Origin of the sequence: Pseudooceanicola sp., assembly GCF_029213205.1 — a bacterium.
Lineage (GTDB): Bacteria > Pseudomonadota > Alphaproteobacteria > Rhodobacterales > Rhodobacteraceae > Pseudooceanicola.
Genome location: NZ_JARGNH010000039.1, coordinates 1 through 16741 on the forward strand (window position 1 = coordinate 1; position 16741 = coordinate 16741).

Genomic DNA, 16741 nt, shown 5'->3' on the forward strand with positions numbered 1-16741 from the left:
AAAATGGCCGCGTAAGTTCTACGAAGGCACCCCGCTAAAAATGGGGGGATTACCCTGTGAGCCTTGATCGGAATGGATCATGACTCTGTGCTTTGGTTTGCGCCGCCAAACAGCACTCAGTAACGTTTGAAGTGCCAGGTCTGATGTCATGCGGACTGCATCGACCATCCGACCACGCGCCTTGAGAACAGATCAATCACAACGGCCAGATATGACCAGCCCTCGTGCGTCTTGATGTACGTCACCCATATCGTATCGGGCGCATCGACTTCGAATTGGCGATCCAAGGTGTTGTCAGCTACAACAGAAGGCTTTCCACCATATCGACCAGGGCGGCGTTTGTAACCAATCTGGGCCCGTGATGCCTGCAAGACTGGCCAAACGTGCCACACGGTTCTCGGAACAGGTCTCGCCAGCATCGCGCAGATCATCAGTCAGCTTACGATATCCATAGACCTTACCGCTATCGGTCCACGCCTGCTATCGGTCCACGCCTGTTGGATCAGATCCGTCTGACGTGCATCTTCAAGCGCACGCTGGCTTACCGGTTCCTTAAGCCATGCATAGACCCCACTGAAATGAACCATCAATACGCGGCGCATCGAGCGCACCAAAAACTCCGCACGGTGAGCCTCTATAAACGCATACCTCACTGAGACTCGCGCGCGAAGTATGCGGTCGTCTTTTTTTGGAATAGTGCGTTCCTCGGTCACGCGGGCCAACTCACGCTTCAACCGTTTGATCTCTGCAGCTTGATCCGCCACCTCTGATCTGACGCTTGGCGACCTCGCAAACTGCGCCTTCCAAGTGTACAGCGACTTACTACTGACACCTAACCGCTCGGCCACTTCACTGACCGCGTAACCACGCTCAACATCCTGCGCAACAGCGTCCTGCTTAAACTCGTCTGTAAATCGAATTCCCTTGCTCATATCGGTCTCCCCTTGGTTGCAAAATTACCAAGCAAACCGTCTACAAAGCTAGGGGCACCTCAATCGCCCGGCCCATCACGTTGGCAGAGTAGACGCCGAGTCATAGGCTGCGGCCCAACACCGCCGCTCCATGACGATATGGAGCCGCCAATAAATATTAGCCCACATGCCTTCCTGTCGGACTTTGGGTCAGTCCCCGCCGACCGGCGCGCGCCATTTTACCCAAAACCCGTCAGTGCCCTGATCGCGGGAGCCGAAGCACCCGCGATCAGACAATTCTGCATAATTCACTCACCCGTGTGGTGGCTCAGCCGTTTTTCCACTGTGGTTTGCGCTTTTCGACAAAGGCGGTGACGCCTTCGCGGAAATCCTCGGTCTGGCGCAGGTCCATCGACACCTGACGGCTGAAATTGAGGCTGGAGCGCAGGTTTTCGAGATCATCCATCGCGTTCAGCACCCGTTTGGTGGCGCGCACCGACGACGGCGACACGGTGGTCAGCTCGCGCGCCTTTTCCAGCGCCCGTTCCATCAGCTTCGCCTGCGGCACCACCTCATTCACGAATCCCAGCGCCTGGCCCTCGGCCGCGCCGACCGACCGGCCTGTCAGCATCATCTCGACCGCCGGTTTGCGCCCGATCTGACGGCTGAGCCGCTGCACCCCGCCCGCCCCTGCGAACAGCCCGACCCGAACCTCGGGCAGTGCGAATTTCGCGGTGTCGGCGGCAAGAATGATGTCGCAGGACAGTGCCGTTTCGAAGCCGCCGCCCATGGCAAAGCCGTTCACCGCGGCGACAATCGGTTTCTCTAGGTCAAAGCGCATCGACAGCCCGGCAAATCCGGTTGGCGATGGATTACCCTTGCCACCTTTGGCGGTGTATTTCAGATCATTGCCGGCCGAAAACGCCTTGTCCCCGGCGCCGGTCAGAACCGCCACCCAGAGGTCGTGATCAGCGGCGAAATCGTCCCAGATCTGCGCCATCTCGACATGCATCGGCGCATGGCAGGCGTTATAGACCTCGGGACGGTTCATGGTGACGATCAGGATCGGCCCATCCCGATCCACTTTGCAGAATTCATAAGTCATCGCCGGGTCTCCTCCGATTGTCCCAAATGTACTTGCTTGCCGGACGTTAAGTTCGCCGACCCGGCATGGCAAGCGCCGGTTACGGATGTGGCGTTGGTGGCCCGACCCGCGGTACGGCGGCCATGGAAGACCCCAGACATCGCCGCAAACCCGCCCGATTGCCGTGGTTTTATGACCATTCGAGCAAAATGAAAAAAACAGGTAACCAGATGCAGAACCCGAAACCCAATGCCCCCGAACCCGCGCAGGACTCTCCGCAGCCGAACCCACCGATCCAGTTTCGCGACTGGGCGTCGATCTGAACGCGCCAGCCCGGTCGCCTACCGAGCGCCCCGCAGCATGAAAAGACCGCCCGCAAATTGCGGACGGCCCTAATTTCCGGCGCTTTGGTGGCGTTTAGCCGACCAGTTCAAGCCCCGAGAAGAAATAGGCGATTTCAGCCGCGGCGGTGTCCGGCGCGTCCGATCCGTGGACCGAGTTTTCGCCGACCGATTCCGCGAAATCCGCGCGCACCGTGCCCGCTGCCGCATCGGCAGGGTTGGTGGCGCCCATCACGTCGCGATTCTTGGCAATCGCGCCTTCGCCTTGCAGCACCTGCACCACCACCGGGCCCGACGCCATGAACTCGCACAGCTCGCCGTAGAACGGGCGATCCTTGTGCACCTCATAGAATTTGCCAGCCTGGGCCGGGGTCAGCTGAATGCGTTTCTGCGCCACGATCCGCAGGCCGGCATCCTCGAACTTGGCATTGATCTTGCCGGTCAGGTTGCGGCGGGTGGCGTCGGGTTTGATGATGGAAAGCGTGCGTTCGATGGCCATGTTGGTCCCTTTTTCGATGACGGGCGCCAATCCGGCCCCCGTGAAAATCCGCCGTCCGCCTAACACGACCCCCCGGTTTTGAAAAGCGGTATCCGCCCGCCGGTATCACCCTCTTCAACGCCGCCGGTCTGCGCTGTTCACCGCCGCCCGGGCTTCCTCTGGTCACAAATATCCTCGGGGGGAGCACGCCGCAGGCGTGGTGGGGGCAGACAGCCCCCTCTGCCCTCGGCCAGATGCCGCAAGAGCCGCAATTCTGGCTATGGCGTCGCCGCGCGCGCTCTGTTACCCCGCCGCCCATGCTGCGTATATCCGACATATCTTATGCGGTCGCCGGGCGAACCCTGATCGACCATGCCTCTGCCACCATCCCCGACGGCCACAAGGTGGGCATCGTCGGGCGCAACGGTGCGGGCAAGACCACGCTGTTCCACCTGATCCGTGGCGATCTGGTGCTGGAAACCGGTCAGATCACCCTGCCGCCGCGCGCCCGTATCGGCGGTGTCTCGCAAGAGGTGCCCGGCAATGAGGTGTCGCTGCTCGACACGGTGATGGCCGCAGACACCGAACGCGCCGCGCTGTTGGCCGAAGCCGACACCGCCAGCGACCCGGCGCGGATCGCCGATATCCAGACACGGCTGGCCGATATCGACGCCTGGTCGGCCGAGGGCCGCGCCAGCGCGATTCTCAAAGGGCTCGGCTTTACCGATACCGAACAGCGGATGCCCTGTTCGGCGTTTTCCGGCGGTTGGCGGATGCGGGTCGCGCTGGCGGCGGTGCTGTTTTCCGCCCCTGACCTGCTGCTGCTGGACGAACCGACAAACTACCTCGACCTTGAGGGTGCGCTGTGGCTGGAAAGCTACTTGGCGCGCTATCCGCATACGGTGATCATCATCAGCCACGACCGCGGGTTGTTGAACCGCGCGGTCGATCACATCCTGCATCTGGAGGGCAAGAAGCTGACCCTCTATGCCGGCCCTTACGATCAATTTGCCCGTCAACGTGCCGAACAGCGCGCGCAGCTGAGCGCCCAGGCGAAAAAGCAGGACGCCCGCCGCGCCCATCTGCAAAGCTTTGTCGACCGATTCAAGGCCAAGGCGAGCAAGGCCAAACAGGCGCAGTCGCGGGTCAAGATGCTCGACAAGATGGAAAAGATCACCCTGCCCGAGGATGCGGCGCGCACGGTCTTTACCTTCCCCGAGCCCGAAGAGCTGTCGCCGCCGATCATCTCGGTCGAAAACGGCGCCACCGGCTACGGCGAGACCATTGTACTGCAAAAGATGAACCTGCGCATCGACCAGGATGACCGGATCGCCCTGCTGGGCCGCAATGGCGAGGGCAAATCGACCCTGTCCAAAATGCTGTCGGACCGGCTGCCGCTGTCCGAGGGGCGGATGGTGCGGAGCAACAAGTTGCGGATCGGCTTTTTCGCCCAGCATCAGGTGGACGAGCTGCATATCGACGAAACCCCGTTGCAGCATATCCAGCGCCTGCGCCCGGCTGAAATGCAGGCCCGGTTGCGGGCGCGGCTGGCCGGATTCGGCCTCGGGGCGGAACAGGCGGAAACCGAGGTCGGGCGGCTGTCGGGTGGGCAAAAGGCGCGGCTGTCGCTGCTGCTGGCCACCATTGACTCGCCGCATCTGCTGATCCTCGATGAACCGACCAACCACCTGGATATCGAAAGTCGCGAAGCGCTGGTCGAAGCGCTGACCGCCTATTCCGGTGCGGTGATCCTGGTCAGCCACGACATGCATCTGCTGAGCCTGGTCGCGGACCGGCTGTGGCTGGTCAAGGATGGCCGGGTGGCGCCCTATGACGGCGATCTGGAGGAATATCGCGAGATGCTGCTGGGGGCCAACAGCAAGCCGGAGAAGCCTGAAAAGACGAAAGAAAAACCAAAACGGGCCTCGCGCGAAACCATCCTGGCGCGGCGCAGCGAGGTGCGCAGATGCGAAGAACGGGTGAGCAAGCTGAACGAGATGGGCGACAAGCTGTCGAAAAAGTTGGCCGATCCGGCGCTCTATGAAGCCGGCAAGGCTGGTGAGCTTGAGGTCTGGAACCGCAAATACGCCGAATTGCGCGGCGCCCTGGAAAAGGCCGAGGCGTTGTGGATGGCCGCACTTGAGAAGCTGGAAACCGCCGAGACCCCCTAGCCCGGCGCCCCCTTTTCTTTGATCGCGCTTCGTGATCCTACTTAAGCCATGGATATTGCCTTCCTCATCACCGCCTTTGTCACCCTGTTCGTGATCATCGATCCGATCGGGATGACCCCGCTGTTCGCGGCACTGACCCAGGGCGACAGCCAGTCGCGCCGCCGTGGCATCGCCGCGCGCGCCTGTCTGGTGGCGCTCGGGATCTTGGCGCTGTTCACCTTTTTCGGCGCGGCGGTGCTGGGCTTTGTCGGCATTTCGATGTCGGCCTTTCGCATCGCCGGCGGCATCCTGCTGTTTCTGACCGCGCTCGACATGCTGTTTGAACGCCGCAGCAAGCGGCGCGAAGGCCAGGCGGATGAGGACGACCGCCCCGATCCTTCGGTGTTTCCGCTGGCGATTCCGCTGATTGCGGGACCGGGCGCCATTGCCACCGTCATTCTGCTGGCCGGTCAGGCCACGGGCGTCACCGGATCTCTGGCGATCATCGGGGTTGCGGCATTGGTTCTGGCGCTGGTGTTTGCGCTGTTCCTGACCGCGACGCTGCTGGAGCGGCTGCTGGGGCGCACCGGGATCAATGTGGTCACCCGGATCCTGGGGATGCTGCTGGCCGCGCTCTCGGTGCAATTCGTCCTCGACGGGCTCAGCGCCTTTGGCCTGGGCAGCTGACCCCCTCGTCACCGCGCCCCAACCTTCCTATATCCCTAAGCTGGGGGTGACACGATGAACACGAACGCAATCGGGCAAATGGCCTATCTCGGGATTCTGGCCTGCGCCATCGGCGGCTATGCCATCGTGCGCTATCGCGGCCGGATCGGCACGATGATGCAACATGCGGCGCTCTGGGTGCTGATCTTTGTCGGTGTCGTCGCGGCCATCGGGCTCTGGGGCGATATCCGCCATACGCTGGTGCCGTTTCAACGTGTCGAGCAAGGGGTGATCGAGGTGCCGCGCGCCCGTGATGGCCATTATTACCTGACGGTCAGCGTCAACGGCACCGCGATCCGGATGATCGTCGACACCGGCGCCACCGATCTGGTGCTGAGCCATGACGATGCCGCCGCGGCGGGGATCGACCTGGACGGGCTGGCCTATTTTGGTCGCGCCGCCACCGCCAATGGAACCGTGCGGATCGCGCCGGTGCGGTTGAAAACGATTGAACTTGGCCCGGTAAGCGACAAGAATTTCAGGGCTTTCGTCTCAGAAGGCAAGATGCCCGCTTCGCTTCTGGGGATGTCCTATCTGCAAAACTTCTCGCGGATCGAGATCGAGAACGGGGCGCTGGTGTTGACCCGCTGAGCAGGCGCGCGGGGCGGCACCAGGACCGCGATCAGGCGCGGCCCAGACGCTCGATCCGGTTCCGCCGCAGCCGGGTAAAATCGTCACCTGCGTGATAGCTCGACCGGGTCAAGGGCGTGGCCGAGACCATCAGGAAGCCCTTGCCATAGGCGGCCTGTTCATAGGCCTTGAATTCATCCGGATGCACGAACCGGGCCACCGCATGGTGTTTCGGTGTCGGTTGCAGATACTGGCCGATGGTCAGGAAATCGATATCGGCGGCGCGCATGTCGTCCATCACCTGCAACACGCCCTGCCGATCCTCGCCGAGGCCGACCATGATGCCGGATTTGGTGAACATCGCCGGATCCAGTTCTTTCACCCGTTGCAACAGCCGCAGCGAATGGAAATAGCGCGCGCCGGGGCGGACCTCGGGATAGAGGCCGGGCACCGTCTCCAGATTGTGATTGAACACGTCAGGGCGCGCTTCGACCACGGTTTCAAGCACGTCTGGCGCGCACTTGAGGAAGTCCGGCGTCAGAATCTCGATCGTGGTGTCGGGTGAGCGATGCCGGATCGCCCGGATCGTCTGGGCGAAATGCGCGGCCCCACCATCGGTAAGGTCATCGCGGTCTACCGAGGTCACCACCACATGTTTCAGCCCCAGCTTTTCAACCGCAAGCGCCACCCGCCCCGGCTCGAACGCGTCAAGCTCGGTCAGCGGTTTGCCGGTGGCGATGTTGCAAAAGCTGCAGGCGCGGGTGCAGACATCGCCCATGATCATCATGGTGGCGTGGCCCTGCCCCCAGCATTCGCCGGCATTCGGGCAACCGGCCTCTTCACAGACCGTCACCAGCTTGTTGTCACGCATGATCTTGCGGGTTTCGAAATAGCCCTTTGATGTCGGTGCCTTGACCCGGATCCAATCCGGTTTCTTCGGCTGGGCATTGTCGGGGCGATGCGCCTTTTCCGGGTGCCGCTGGTCGGGGATTTTCAGATCACGCATGACATCAATTCCACTGTTTTCCGCCGTCTAGCACAGGACGAAGGGCGGGTCAGCGGAAAATCACACGCAACCGCAATGCTTGCCGCGCATGGCTTGGCCCGTCGCAGCGGTCCGCTGCCCGGTCCCGTCAACCGGTCTTGCCGCATTGGGTTTCGATATCGACCTGCCTGCCGTTCTGCGGCGGCGGGGTGAACCGGTTATACATCTGCCCCGGCCCGGTCGGGCGGGCAAACCAGACCACGATGCCATGGGTGTTGGTGTGGACCCGGAACTTGACCAGGGCGCTCAGCCCCGGTTCCGGCGGCAGGATCGTCCAGTCGCCCGGCCCCTGAAACGGTTGAACCGAATTCCTGAGGTTGGGAAAGAACACATTGCCCCGGCCCTGCAGGGTGCCATTCGGGCTCACCTGGATCTCGGCCTCAAGGCCGTAATTGCCATCGGGCTGGTTCGAGCGAGCGTTCACCGTGCAATACCAGCGACCGGCGACATTGACCTGTTGGGCCGTTGCCAGCGGCGCGGTGAGGGCGATCATCGCCATGGCGAGAAGAATGCGCATCATCTGAAACCTGAAATCATTGCGATCAATACCCCAGCCTATGCCGGATTAGGCCATTGCGGCAATGGCGACGGAGTCGCGGTGCCGACAGCCAGGGTCGAAACGTGCATTGCGCCCGGCTCGGACCGGGGTATGCTCTCGCGATACCGCAGCGAGGCAGAGTATGAGCATGGATTGGAACGCCCACCGGCGTGAGGCGCATTCGCTGGGCCGGGTGCAGGAATTCCTGCGCCAGATCGTCTATGGCGGCAATGACGGCATCGTCACCACCTTTGCCATCGTCGCCGGCTTTGCCGGGGCCGCCGCCGAGGGCGTGGCGCAGATCGGCGGGCTGGCGGTGCTGGTGTTCGGACTGGCCAACCTGTTTGCCGACGGGGTGTCGATGGGCCTGGGTGAATTCCTCTCGGCGCGCTCCGAACACGACCTCTATTTTTCCCGCCGCGCCATGGAGATGCGCGAAATCGTCGACAATCCCGAGCAGGAGCGCGAAGAGCTGTTCACCATCCTTTGCCAACGCGGCCTGCCGCCGGGTGAGGCCGATGCCGTTACCGATATCCTGCTGCGCCATCCCGAGATGATGGCCGATCTGATGATGACCTATGAATTCGGCATGCAGGACCCGGCCGAGGAAAATCCGGCGATCAATGGCCTGTTCACCTTCAGCAGCTTTCTGGTGTTCGGATCGGTGCCGCTGATCCCCTATTTCCTGATGGACCCGACCGAGACAACCTTTCGCTGGTCGCTGTTTGCCACCTTCGCCGCGCTGACCGCCTTGGGGCTGTTGCGCGGCAATGCAACCGAGGAAAAGGTGCTGCGCGCGGTTGGCGAGACCGTGCTGGTGGGCGCGGTCTGTGCCGGGGTTGCGTTTTTCGTGGGCTGGGTGGTCGGCGGCTGAGCGCTACCCGATCAACCCACCTTCCGGTCCCTGCTGGTCGTAATGCAGCCGCAACCGTTGCAACGCGATGCGCAGCACGATCTTTCCGGACCGGGCCGACCAACCCATCTTTTTCTCAGCGGTTTCAAGTCCTTGCTGATAACAACAGCAGCGCAGCGCGACATCGCCCAAACCGGGGCCGAGATCGCGCAGCGCCGCGGCCACCCGCGCCCGCGCCGCAGCGCCACCACGCAGCGGGCCGGTGTCGCCTGACACCGCCGGGCTGGTGCCGCTGGTCAGAAACCGGTCCCAGTTCTGGGTGGTCTGTGGCCCCATCTGCGCCAGCTCGAAATCCTCGGCCAACCGGGTCGCCGCGCTGACCATCGCCTCGTCGAGGAATGGCGAGCCATCGCTGCGGCGCCGCCGCGCCAGCATCGCCACCGGACTGTCCGGCGGGCTGTAGCGGCTGCGGCGCTGAGCCTTGCCCTCATCCGCATCCGGCCCCGTCTGGCCCTGGCGCGGTCCGCGCCCCGCCCCGCGCCTCGTCGATATGGACAAAGCCGCTGGCCGCCTCGGCCAGACCGGCCTCGGGCGCGGCCCCTGCAGGCGTCGCCACCAGCAGGCGGTTCAGCGCACTGCGCCCGGCGCTGGTGATCGTATAGCGCGACACCCGTCCCGGCGCCGCGCAGGCGATCCAGTCTTTCAGCGCCATCGCCTGGGCCACCGCCCGATCCAGAACCGCCAGCCGGTCGTCGCTGGTCCCGCCCGGCGCATCGCGCACCACAACCGCCTTTTCCATATCGACGGCCACGGCCAGAACCGCGCCCGGTTCACACATCCGCCGCAGAATCCGCCGCGCCTCGCGCCGCAGAGTCGCGGCATCCGGCAGAATGTCGGTGTCAAATTGATGCTGGATCGTCATGGTGTCAGCCTCCTGCTGTTTCGGGTCAACGTCCGTCTCCGCCACCAGGCGACCAAGACCGCGCAATGCCTCGTCCACCAGAACATCGTCACGCCGGTTTTCGACCCGCCGGATCTGACGCAGAACGGTCGAGGCATGACAGCCGCCAAGCCGCGCCAGAGCGCGGATCGAATGGCCGTCCTCAGTGTGAGCGAGGTAACGAATTGCGGCTTCTGGCACCCAGGACGGAACCATCCCGGGACTCAGCTGCGCCGTAGGTTTTCCCGGCTCAGCCATTCATCTTTTCCCTGGCCGTTGACCGGCCGCTTGTATCGTCCCGAAGAGGTGCCAAGACGTTGGTCCGCATGTGTTGATCAAAGGTTAAAGGTTAATCGTGGAGGCCAATATCGTTACCAATTCATAAACAATTGTAAGCGCATCGCGCGCCACTCCGCCGCTGACGCAACACCCGCCAAGGCTGTGCAACGATCATTGGTAGCCCGCAAAACGGGAACCACCACAGATCGTGAGGCATCACTATGCAAGATATCCTGACGCGACTGGCCACGCTGCGCCGCCCGAATGTGTTAATAACCGCGGCCCGGATCGGCGCCGACCACTATCGCCGGGACCGGCATCTGCGCCGGTTCTTTGGCCTGGCCCGATTGCCGCGCTCGGGCGAGGCGCTGCAGCAATTGATGGAGATCGAGGCGCAGCATAACGACAATCGCCGCGCCGATGACGCCGCCTATGCGGTGACCGCCCATGTCGAGGTGATGATCGCGATCCTCGGCGAGGCGCGACTGCTGGCCCTGTCGCGGCAGCCCGGCGCGGATGCCGGTCGGGCCGAGGCTTGAAGGCTCAGTGAAACGCGTCGGGCATCTCGGCCTTGCGGCGGGCGACATAGGCCTGCAACGCCTCGGCGATGGCCGGGTCCAGCGGCGGTTTCTGGTAATTGTCCAACAGCCGCTCGACCCGGGCAGCGGCCAGCGCCTGGGTGTCGCGGGCGCCTTCTTCGTCCCAGGTCTCAAACGGTTTGTAATCGAACACTTCGCTGCGCCAGAACGCGGTTTTGTAATTCGCCTGGGTATGCGCACAGCCCAGGAAATGCCCACCCGGCCCGACCTCGCGCAGCGCGTCCAGCGCCTGGGCGTTTTCGTCCAGCGCCACGCCTTCGGCCAGCTTGTGCAACGCGCCCAGCTGATCGGCGTCGATCACGAATTTCTCGAACGAGGCGACCAGCCCGCCCTCCAGCCAGCCGCAGGCGTGCAGCATGAAATTGACCCCGCCCAGAAGCGCCGCGTTCAGGGTGTTGGCGGTCTCGTACGCCGCCTGCGCATCCGGCAGTTTCGACCCGCAGAGCCCGCCACCCGAGCGGAACGGCAAGCCCAGCCGCCGCGCCAGTTGCCCGGCACCGTAGAGGATCTGCGATGCCTCCGGCGTGCCAAAGGTTGGCGCCCCGGAATTCATGTCGATCGAGGTGACAAAGGCACCAAAGATCACCGGCGCGCCCTGGCGCACCAATTGCGAATAGGCGACCCCGGCCATCACCTCGGCCAACACCTGGGTCAGGGTGCCGATCACCGACACCGGCGCCATTGCGCCGCCGACAATGAACGGCGAAATGATCGTCGCCTGATTGTTGGCGGCATAGACCTCGAGCGCGCCCATCATCGTGTCGTCAAAGGTCAGCGGCGAGTTGATGTTGATCAGTGAGGTCATCACCGCGTTCTGATCGACGAAATCCGCACCGAACAGGATCTTGCACATCTCGACCGAATCCACGGCCCGCGACGGTTCGGTGACCGATCCCATAAAGGGTTTGTCAGACAGGGTCATATGCGCCATCAGCATGTCGAAATGGCGCTTGTTCACCGGCACATCGGTGGGTTCGCAAACCGTGCCGCCGGAATGGTGCAGCCATTTCGACATCTGGCCCAGCTTCACGAATTTCTCGAAATCGGCCATCGTCGCATAGCGGCGCGTGGTGCCCTCGCGCACGAAGGGCGGGCCGTAGACCGGCGCCAGCACCAGGTTGCGCCCGCCAATCTCGACCGAACGCTCGGGGGTGCGGGCATGTTGGGTAAAGGTGGCCGGCGCCGTCGCGCAGAGTGTGCGGGCCAGCCCGCGCGGCAACCGCACCCGGTCGCCCCGAACATCGGCCCCGGCGGCGCGCCAGCGGTCCAGCGCGACGGGGTTGTTGACGAAATTCACCCCGATCTCTTCCAGCACCAGATCGGCATTGGCTTCGATGATCGCCAGCGCTTCGTCGTTCAGAAATTCGAGATTGGGGATATTGCGGGTGATGAAGCGTGCGGTGTCGACCCGCAGGCTGGTGCGTTCCGCCCGCCGCGCCGCACCGCCGCCGCCCCGGGTCCGTTTGCGCGCGCCTGCATCATCCATAGCGATCCCCACTTGTCCCGAATCCGGCACGGCCTGCCCCGGCAATTCCCGACCATTTTCCATGTCATAGCGAGTCGCACGGGCCGGACGGCAGTCAATTGCGTCCTTTCGGGCGGGAAAGCGACATCAGCCGCGTTCCAGCGCCTTGCCAAGCCGGGGCAGCCGCGCCTTGCGCAGCAATTTCCGGATCGTCCATTCCTCACCCGACATCTGCTGCGCCGTCGCCAGAACCCTGTCAGCGACCGCGCCCACCAATTCCGGCGAGGCGGCATGAAAGCCGAGCAGGAAGCTATCCGGATCGGCGCGCGACAGCCCCTCTTCGGCCAGGATATTGCGCGGAAAATCGCGGGCGTTCATGGTGACGATGGCATCGGCCGAGCCGCGCACCGCCGCCGCCAGAACATGGACATCCGCCGGATCGGGCAGCCAGAACCGGCGCTCGGCCTCGGCGGGCAGGATGATTTCGGCCTCCGGCCAGGCGGCGCGGGTCAGGGCGATTTCACCGCGTGCCTGCGCCTCGACCAGCGGCCCGGCCTTGGCCGCCGCCCGCGCCCATTCTTCAAGCAACCGCGGCGACCAGAGCGGGGTGAACAGCCCCTGCCCCGCCACCCCCAGCAGCATTTCGCGCATCACCGTGGGATAGAGCACACAGGCGTCAAGAACCGCCCTCATAGCCGAAAGAACAGCGCCTTGAGATAGCCCGATTCCGCCAGATGCGGATGCAAGGGATGATCCGGCCCGGCAAAACCCGTGTGGATCAACTGCCCTTGCCGCCCAGCCCGGCCGATGCCGCGCAGGCAGGCCTGACGGAACCGGGTCAGATCGACCGCATGGGAACAGGAACAGAGGCCCAGATACCCGCCGTCATCGACCAGATGCGCGGCCAGCCGTGCCACCCGCTCATAGGCCCTGAGCCCAGCCTCAAGCGCTTGTTTCGATGGGGCAAAGGCAGGCGGGTCACAGATCACCACGTCAAATTTTTCGCCCTCGGCGGCCAGCGCCGACAGCACTTCGAATCCATCGCCCTTGCGCGTGCCGAACCGGTCGGCAACGCCACTTGCGTCGGCCCCGGCGCGCGCCAGGTCCAGCGCCGGTTGCGATCCGTCCACCGCCAGCGCCGTGCCGGCACCGCCCGCCAGACAGGCCAGGGAAAAGCCGCCGACATGGGAAAACAGATCAAGCACCCGCGCCCCACTGCCGATCCCCGCCGCCAGCCGCTGGGCAAAGGCCTGGTTCGGACGCTGGTCATAGAACAGCCCGGTTTTCTGGCCACCGGTCAGATCCGCCATATAGGTGGCGCCATTCATTGGCACCGGCAGCGGCGCGGCGGGTGCCGACCCGGCCAGAACCGCGTCAATATCGTCGAGCCCCTCCAGCGCCCTTGCCCGGCCACTGGCGCTTTTCAGCACGTGCGCAACCCCGGTGACCTCGATCAGCGCCGCCACCAGCGGATCCAGCAGCCGCTCGGCCCAGGCGGCATTGGGTTGCACCACGCAGGTGTCGCCGAAACGATCGATCACCACGCCGGGCAGCCCGTCCGCCTCGGCATGGATCAGCCGGTAGAACGGCGCGTCGTAAAGCACCTCGCGCAGCGCCAGCGCCCGGGCGATCCGGGCAGCGAACCAGGGTTGGTCTGGCGGGTTGGCATCAGCGCGGTCCAGCACCCGGGCGAAAATCCGCGATTTCGGATTGACCCCGACCAGCGCCAGCGGCGCGCGGTCTGCGTCCTCGAGGACGGCGATGCTGCCCGGCGCCAAAGCCTGGGTGCGGCGGTCGGTGACCACTTCGTTGTCGAAAAGCCAGGGCGCCCCGAACCGGATGGCACGGGCGTTGGATTTCGGTTTCATGCGGATGATCGGCAGGGAGGGTTGGGTCATGCCCTCTCCTAACCGGGTTTGACTGGGCCGGAAAGGGGCGCTGTTGCGGCCCCGCGCCGTGCCGGTGACCCGGCCCGGCGGTTCAGGGCATCAGCGCCGCTGCAATGCGCTGGCCCCGGCCCGTTGCGGCGCTCGGAAGTCCTGCGCGTTTCAGTGTCATCCTGCCCCTGCCCGCCACCGGCTATGCCCGGTTCATCCTGGGCGACAATCGCGGCAGGGCTTGATCTGCGAGCAACAAATCCAATGTTATTGAAATCGACTGCTCGGCCCCGCATGCCGCCGCAACCCACATTGTTCCCGCAAATGGCCGCTGCTAGGGTGGCCCCAGGAACAGGAGATGCCTCATGCCGCTCAACGCCACGATCGCCGCAGTCACCGACCGGATCCGTGAGCGTTCTCGTCCACAGCGCGAGGTCTATCTCGACCGGATCCGCCGCGCTGGCGAGGCCGGGCCGGTGCGCGCCCATCTGACCTGTGGCAGCCAGGCCCATGCCTATGCGGCGATGGGCGCCGACAAGGCCAGCCTCGCCGCTGGACGGGCGCCAAATATCGGCATCGTCACCGCCTATAATGACATGCTGTCGGCGCATCAGCCGTTTGAAACCTTTCCGGCAGTGATCCGTGAGGCGGCCCGCGCGGCGGGCGCCACAGCGCAGGTCGCGGGCGGGGTTCCGGCAATGTGCGACGGCGTCACCCAGGGCGAACCGGGGATGGAGCTGTCGCTGTTTTCCCGCGATGTCATTGCCATGGCCGCCGGCATCGCCCTGTCGCATAATTGCTATGACGCGGCGCTGTTCCTCGGGGTCTGTGACAAGATCGTGCCGGGGCTGGTGATCGCCGCCGCCACCTTTGGCCATGTCCCGGCGCTGTTCCTGCCCGCCGGGCCGATGCCCTCGGGCCTGCCGAACGCCGAGAAATCCAAGGTGCGTCAACAATTTGCCGCTGGCGAGGCCAGCCGCGAGGAATTGATGGCGGCCGAGATGGCCTCTTACCACGGCCCCGGCACCTGCACCTTTTACGGCACCGCCAATTCCAACCAGATGCTGATGGAATTCATGGGGCTGCACCTGCCCGGCGCCAGTTTCGTCAACCCGAACACACCGCTGCGCGAAGCGCTGACGGTGGCGGGCACCCAGCGGGCGCTGGAGATCACCGCGCTTGGCAATGAGTATATTCCGGCGGGCGAGATCCTCGATGAGCGTGCCTTTGTGAACGGCATCGTCGGGCTGATGGCCACCGGTGGGTCGACCAATCTGGTGCTGCACCTGCCCGCCATGGCCCGCGCCGCGGGCATTCACCTGGCGACCGAGGATTTCGACGAGATCAGCCAGGCGACGCCGCAGATGGCCAAGGTCTATCCTAACGGGCTGGCGGATGTGAACCATTTCCATGCCGCCGGCGGGCTCGGCTTTCTGATCGGCGAATTGCTCGACGCCGGGCTCTTGCATGACGAGGTCAAGACCGTGGCCGGCGATGGCCTGCGGCGCTACACTCAGGAACCCTTTGTCGAAGCCGGCGCGGTCAGCTACCGGCCCGGCGCGTCGCAGAGCCTGAATGACAAGATCCTGCGCCCGGCCAGCAATCCGTTCCAGGCCAGCGGCGGGTTGAAACGGCTGCGCGGCACGCTTGGCGATGGGATCATGAAGGTTTCAGCGGTCAATCCCGATCTGCATGTGATCGAGGCGCCGGTGCGGATCTTTCACGATCAGGAGGCGGTCAAGACCGCGTTTCGCGCCGGTGAGCTCAACCAGGACACGGTGGTTGTGGTCCGGTTTCAGGGGCCGCGCGCCAATGGGATGCCGGAATTGCACAACCTGATGCCGACGCTGTCGGTGCTGCTCGATCGCGGCTATCGGGTGGCGCTGGTCACCGACGGGCGGCTGTCGGGCGCTTCGGGCAAGGTGCCCTCGGTGTTGCATGTCACGCCCGAGGCGCTGGATGGCGGGCCGCTGGCGCGGCTGCGGGACGGCGACATCGTGCGCGTCGACGCCAGTGCCGGCACCCTCTCTACCGCCGCCGCGCTGGATGACCGCGCCCCGGCGCAGCCCGACCTTTCCGCCAATGCCCATGGCATCGGGCGCGAGTTGTTCGAAAGCTTCCGCCGCCATGCCGGAACCGCCGCGACCGGTGCCTCGAACGTCGTCTGACCGGCCCAGCCAGAAAGCCCTGCCATGACCCCAGAAGACGCCAGCGACAAGACCGAGGCGCTCTGCCGCCTCGCCCCGGTGATCCCGGTGATCACGCTGCACAATCTGGCCCATGCCCGGCCGCTGGCCACGGCGCTGATCGCCGGTGGCTTACCGGTGCTTGAGGTGACCCTGCGCAGCGACACCGCCCTTGGCGCGATTGCCGAAATGGCCAAGGTTCCCGGCGGCCATGTCGGCGTCGGCACCCTGCTGACCCCGGCGAATGTGCGCGACGCGGTCGCGGCGGGGGCGCGCTTTGGCGTCTCTCCCGGTGCGACCGACCTGTTGCTCGACGCGGTCGAGGCCGCCGACCTGCCCACCCTCCCCGGTGCCGCCACCGCAAGCGAAGCGATGCGGTTGCTGGAACGCGGCTACCGGGTGCAGAAATTCTTTCCCGCCGAGGCGGCGGGCGGCGTCAAGGCGCTGAAAGCCATCGGCGCGCCGATCCCGCAGATCCGCTTTTGCCCCACCGGCGGCGTCACCCCGGGCAATGCGCCCGACTACCTGGCCCTGAGCAACACGCTCTGCGTCGGCGGCTCCTGGGTCTGCCCCGAGGATCTGATCGCCGCCGAGGACTGGGCGGCGATCACCGCCCTCGCCCGCAGCGCCGCCGCCCTGGCCCGTTAAAGCGTCCCGCCAAAAACCTGAATCGCGGGGATTCCCACACGCATGATTTTG

General features: G+C 64.6%; 14 protein-coding genes and 2 pseudogenes. 7 read left to right on the top strand and 9 right to left on the bottom strand.

Features of this window, described 5'->3' with window-relative positions; genetic code table 11:
• Nucleotides 1–54: 54 nt before the first annotated feature.
• From P1U48_RS17080 to ndk, 3 genes and pseudogenes are all read right to left on the bottom strand, one after another.
• Nucleotides 55–932: pseudogene (locus P1U48_RS17080) on the bottom strand (IS3 family transposase); the annotation flags it as partial.
• Nucleotides 933–1239: 307 nt separating this feature from the next.
• Nucleotides 1240–2016, bottom strand: a complete 777-nt coding sequence (locus tag P1U48_RS17085) for an enoyl-CoA hydratase-related protein (protein WP_301070376.1) — start codon at nucleotides 2014–2016, stop codon at nucleotides 1240–1242.
• Nucleotides 2017–2412: 396 nt separating this feature from the next.
• Complete coding sequence (gene ndk / locus P1U48_RS17090; protein ID WP_301070378.1) at nucleotides 2413–2835, bottom strand: nucleoside-diphosphate kinase; 423 nt, start codon at nucleotides 2833–2835, stop codon at nucleotides 2413–2415.
• A gap of 296 nt (nucleotides 2836–3131) precedes the next feature.
• Between ndk and P1U48_RS17095 the strand changes: the two genes are divergently transcribed.
• From P1U48_RS17095 to P1U48_RS17105, 3 genes are read left to right on the top strand one after another with little or no spacing between them, the layout of a single operon-like run.
• On the top strand, nucleotides 3132–4985 hold the full coding sequence (locus P1U48_RS17095) for an ABC-F family ATP-binding cassette domain-containing protein (RefSeq protein ID WP_301070379.1): 1854 nt from the start codon (nucleotides 3132–3134) through the stop codon (nucleotides 4983–4985).
• 48 nt (nucleotides 4986–5033) lie between these two features.
• Nucleotides 5034–5651: a MarC family protein gene (locus P1U48_RS17100; RefSeq protein ID WP_301070380.1), complete on the top strand. Its 618-nt coding sequence runs from the start codon at nucleotides 5034–5036 to the stop codon at nucleotides 5649–5651.
• Between the two features lie 54 nt (nucleotides 5652–5705).
• Entirely contained in the window at nucleotides 5706–6281 is a 576-nt protein-coding gene (locus P1U48_RS17105) for a TIGR02281 family clan AA aspartic protease (RefSeq protein ID WP_301070382.1), read from the top strand.
• Between the two features lie 31 nt (nucleotides 6282–6312).
• On the opposite strand, the gene lipA is transcribed toward P1U48_RS17105, so the two are convergent.
• Nucleotides 6313–7266 carry a lipoyl synthase gene (gene lipA, locus P1U48_RS17110; RefSeq protein WP_301070384.1) on the bottom strand — a complete coding sequence of 318 codons (954 nt, stop codon included), beginning with the start codon at nucleotides 7264–7266 and terminating at the stop codon, nucleotides 6313–6315.
• A 127-nt stretch (nucleotides 7267–7393) separates the two neighbouring features.
• Nucleotides 7394–7822 carry a hypothetical protein gene (locus P1U48_RS17115; RefSeq protein ID WP_301070386.1) on the bottom strand — a complete coding sequence of 143 codons (429 nt, stop codon included), beginning with the start codon at nucleotides 7820–7822 and terminating at the stop codon, nucleotides 7394–7396.
• Nucleotides 7823–7991: 169 nt separating this feature from the next.
• Here P1U48_RS17115 and P1U48_RS17120 point away from each other — a divergent pair, with 169 nt between their 5' ends.
• Nucleotides 7992–8717 (top strand): VIT1/CCC1 transporter family protein, encoded by a 726-nt coding sequence (locus tag P1U48_RS17120; RefSeq protein WP_301070388.1) that lies wholly within the window; start codon nucleotides 7992–7994, stop codon nucleotides 8715–8717.
• A 3-nt stretch (nucleotides 8718–8720) separates the two neighbouring features.
• Here the strand turns inward: P1U48_RS17120 and P1U48_RS17125 are convergent.
• Nucleotides 8721–9852: pseudogene (locus P1U48_RS17125) on the bottom strand (DUF6456 domain-containing protein).
• A gap of 284 nt (nucleotides 9853–10136) precedes the next feature.
• On the opposite strand from P1U48_RS17125, the gene P1U48_RS17130 reads away from it, so the two are divergent.
• On the top strand, nucleotides 10137–10454 hold the full coding sequence (locus tag P1U48_RS17130) for a DUF6477 family protein (protein WP_301070389.1): 318 nt from the start codon (nucleotides 10137–10139) through the stop codon (nucleotides 10452–10454).
• A 4-nt stretch (nucleotides 10455–10458) separates the two neighbouring features.
• Here the strand turns inward: P1U48_RS17130 and P1U48_RS17135 are convergent, their stop codons facing one another.
• The 3 genes from P1U48_RS17135 to P1U48_RS17145 form a co-directional block, all read right to left on the bottom strand.
• Nucleotides 10459–12000, bottom strand: a complete 1542-nt coding sequence (locus tag P1U48_RS17135) for a trimethylamine methyltransferase family protein (protein WP_301070399.1) — start codon at nucleotides 11998–12000, stop codon at nucleotides 10459–10461.
• Between the two features lie 126 nt (nucleotides 12001–12126).
• Nucleotides 12127–12672, bottom strand: coding sequence for an RSP_2648 family PIN domain-containing protein (locus P1U48_RS17140; RefSeq protein ID WP_301070391.1), 546 nt, complete (start codon nucleotides 12670–12672; stop codon nucleotides 12127–12129).
• On the bottom strand, nucleotides 12669–13877 hold the full coding sequence (locus P1U48_RS17145; RefSeq protein WP_301070393.1) for an RSP_2647 family RNA methyltransferase: 1209 nt from the start codon (nucleotides 13875–13877) through the stop codon (nucleotides 12669–12671). The genes P1U48_RS17140 and P1U48_RS17145 overlap by 4 nt, the downstream gene beginning before the upstream one ends.
• A 344-nt stretch (nucleotides 13878–14221) precedes the next feature.
• On the opposite strand from P1U48_RS17145, the gene edd reads away from it, so the two are divergent.
• Together edd and eda are read left to right on the top strand one after the other, a co-directional pair.
• Nucleotides 14222–16024, top strand: coding sequence for a phosphogluconate dehydratase (gene edd / locus P1U48_RS17150; protein ID WP_301070395.1), 1803 nt, complete (start codon nucleotides 14222–14224; stop codon nucleotides 16022–16024).
• 24 nt (nucleotides 16025–16048) lie between these two features.
• Nucleotides 16049–16690, top strand: a complete 642-nt coding sequence (eda, locus tag P1U48_RS17155) for a bifunctional 4-hydroxy-2-oxoglutarate aldolase/2-dehydro-3-deoxy-phosphogluconate aldolase (RefSeq protein ID WP_301070397.1) — start codon at nucleotides 16049–16051, stop codon at nucleotides 16688–16690.
• The last annotated feature ends 51 nt before the right edge of the window (nucleotides 16691–16741 follow it).

Bases quoted from the DNA above. Each gene is read 5' to 3' on its own strand.
- P1U48_RS17085 (WP_301070376.1), bottom strand. From the start codon at position 2,016: ATGACTTATGAATTCTGCAAAGTGGATCGGGATGGGCCGATCCTGATC.
- ndk (WP_301070378.1), bottom strand. From the start codon at position 2,835: ATGGCCATCGAACGCACGCTTTCCATCATCAAACCCGACGCCACCCGC.
- P1U48_RS17095 (WP_301070379.1), top strand. From the start codon at position 3,132: ATGCTGCGTATATCCGACATATCTTATGCGGTCGCCGGGCGAACCCTG.
- P1U48_RS17100 (WP_301070380.1), top strand. From the start codon at position 5,034: ATGGATATTGCCTTCCTCATCACCGCCTTTGTCACCCTGTTCGTGATC.
- P1U48_RS17105 (WP_301070382.1), top strand. From the start codon at position 5,706: ATGAACACGAACGCAATCGGGCAAATGGCCTATCTCGGGATTCTGGCC.
- lipA (WP_301070384.1), bottom strand. From the start codon at position 7,266: ATGCGTGATCTGAAAATCCCCGACCAGCGGCACCCGGAAAAGGCGCAT.
- P1U48_RS17115 (WP_301070386.1), bottom strand. From the start codon at position 7,822: ATGCGCATTCTTCTCGCCATGGCGATGATCGCCCTCACCGCGCCGCTG.
- P1U48_RS17120 (WP_301070388.1), top strand. From the start codon at position 7,992: ATGGATTGGAACGCCCACCGGCGTGAGGCGCATTCGCTGGGCCGGGTG.
- P1U48_RS17130 (WP_301070389.1), top strand. From the start codon at position 10,137: ATGCAAGATATCCTGACGCGACTGGCCACGCTGCGCCGCCCGAATGTG.
- P1U48_RS17135 (WP_301070399.1), bottom strand. From the start codon at position 12,000: ATGGATGATGCAGGCGCGCGCAAACGGACCCGGGGCGGCGGCGGTGCG.
- P1U48_RS17140 (WP_301070391.1), bottom strand. From the start codon at position 12,672: ATGAGGGCGGTTCTTGACGCCTGTGTGCTCTATCCCACGGTGATGCGC.
- P1U48_RS17145 (WP_301070393.1), bottom strand. From the start codon at position 13,877: ATGACCCAACCCTCCCTGCCGATCATCCGCATGAAACCGAAATCCAAC.
- edd (WP_301070395.1), top strand. From the start codon at position 14,222: ATGCCGCTCAACGCCACGATCGCCGCAGTCACCGACCGGATCCGTGAG.
- eda (WP_301070397.1), top strand. From the start codon at position 16,049: ATGACCCCAGAAGACGCCAGCGACAAGACCGAGGCGCTCTGCCGCCTC.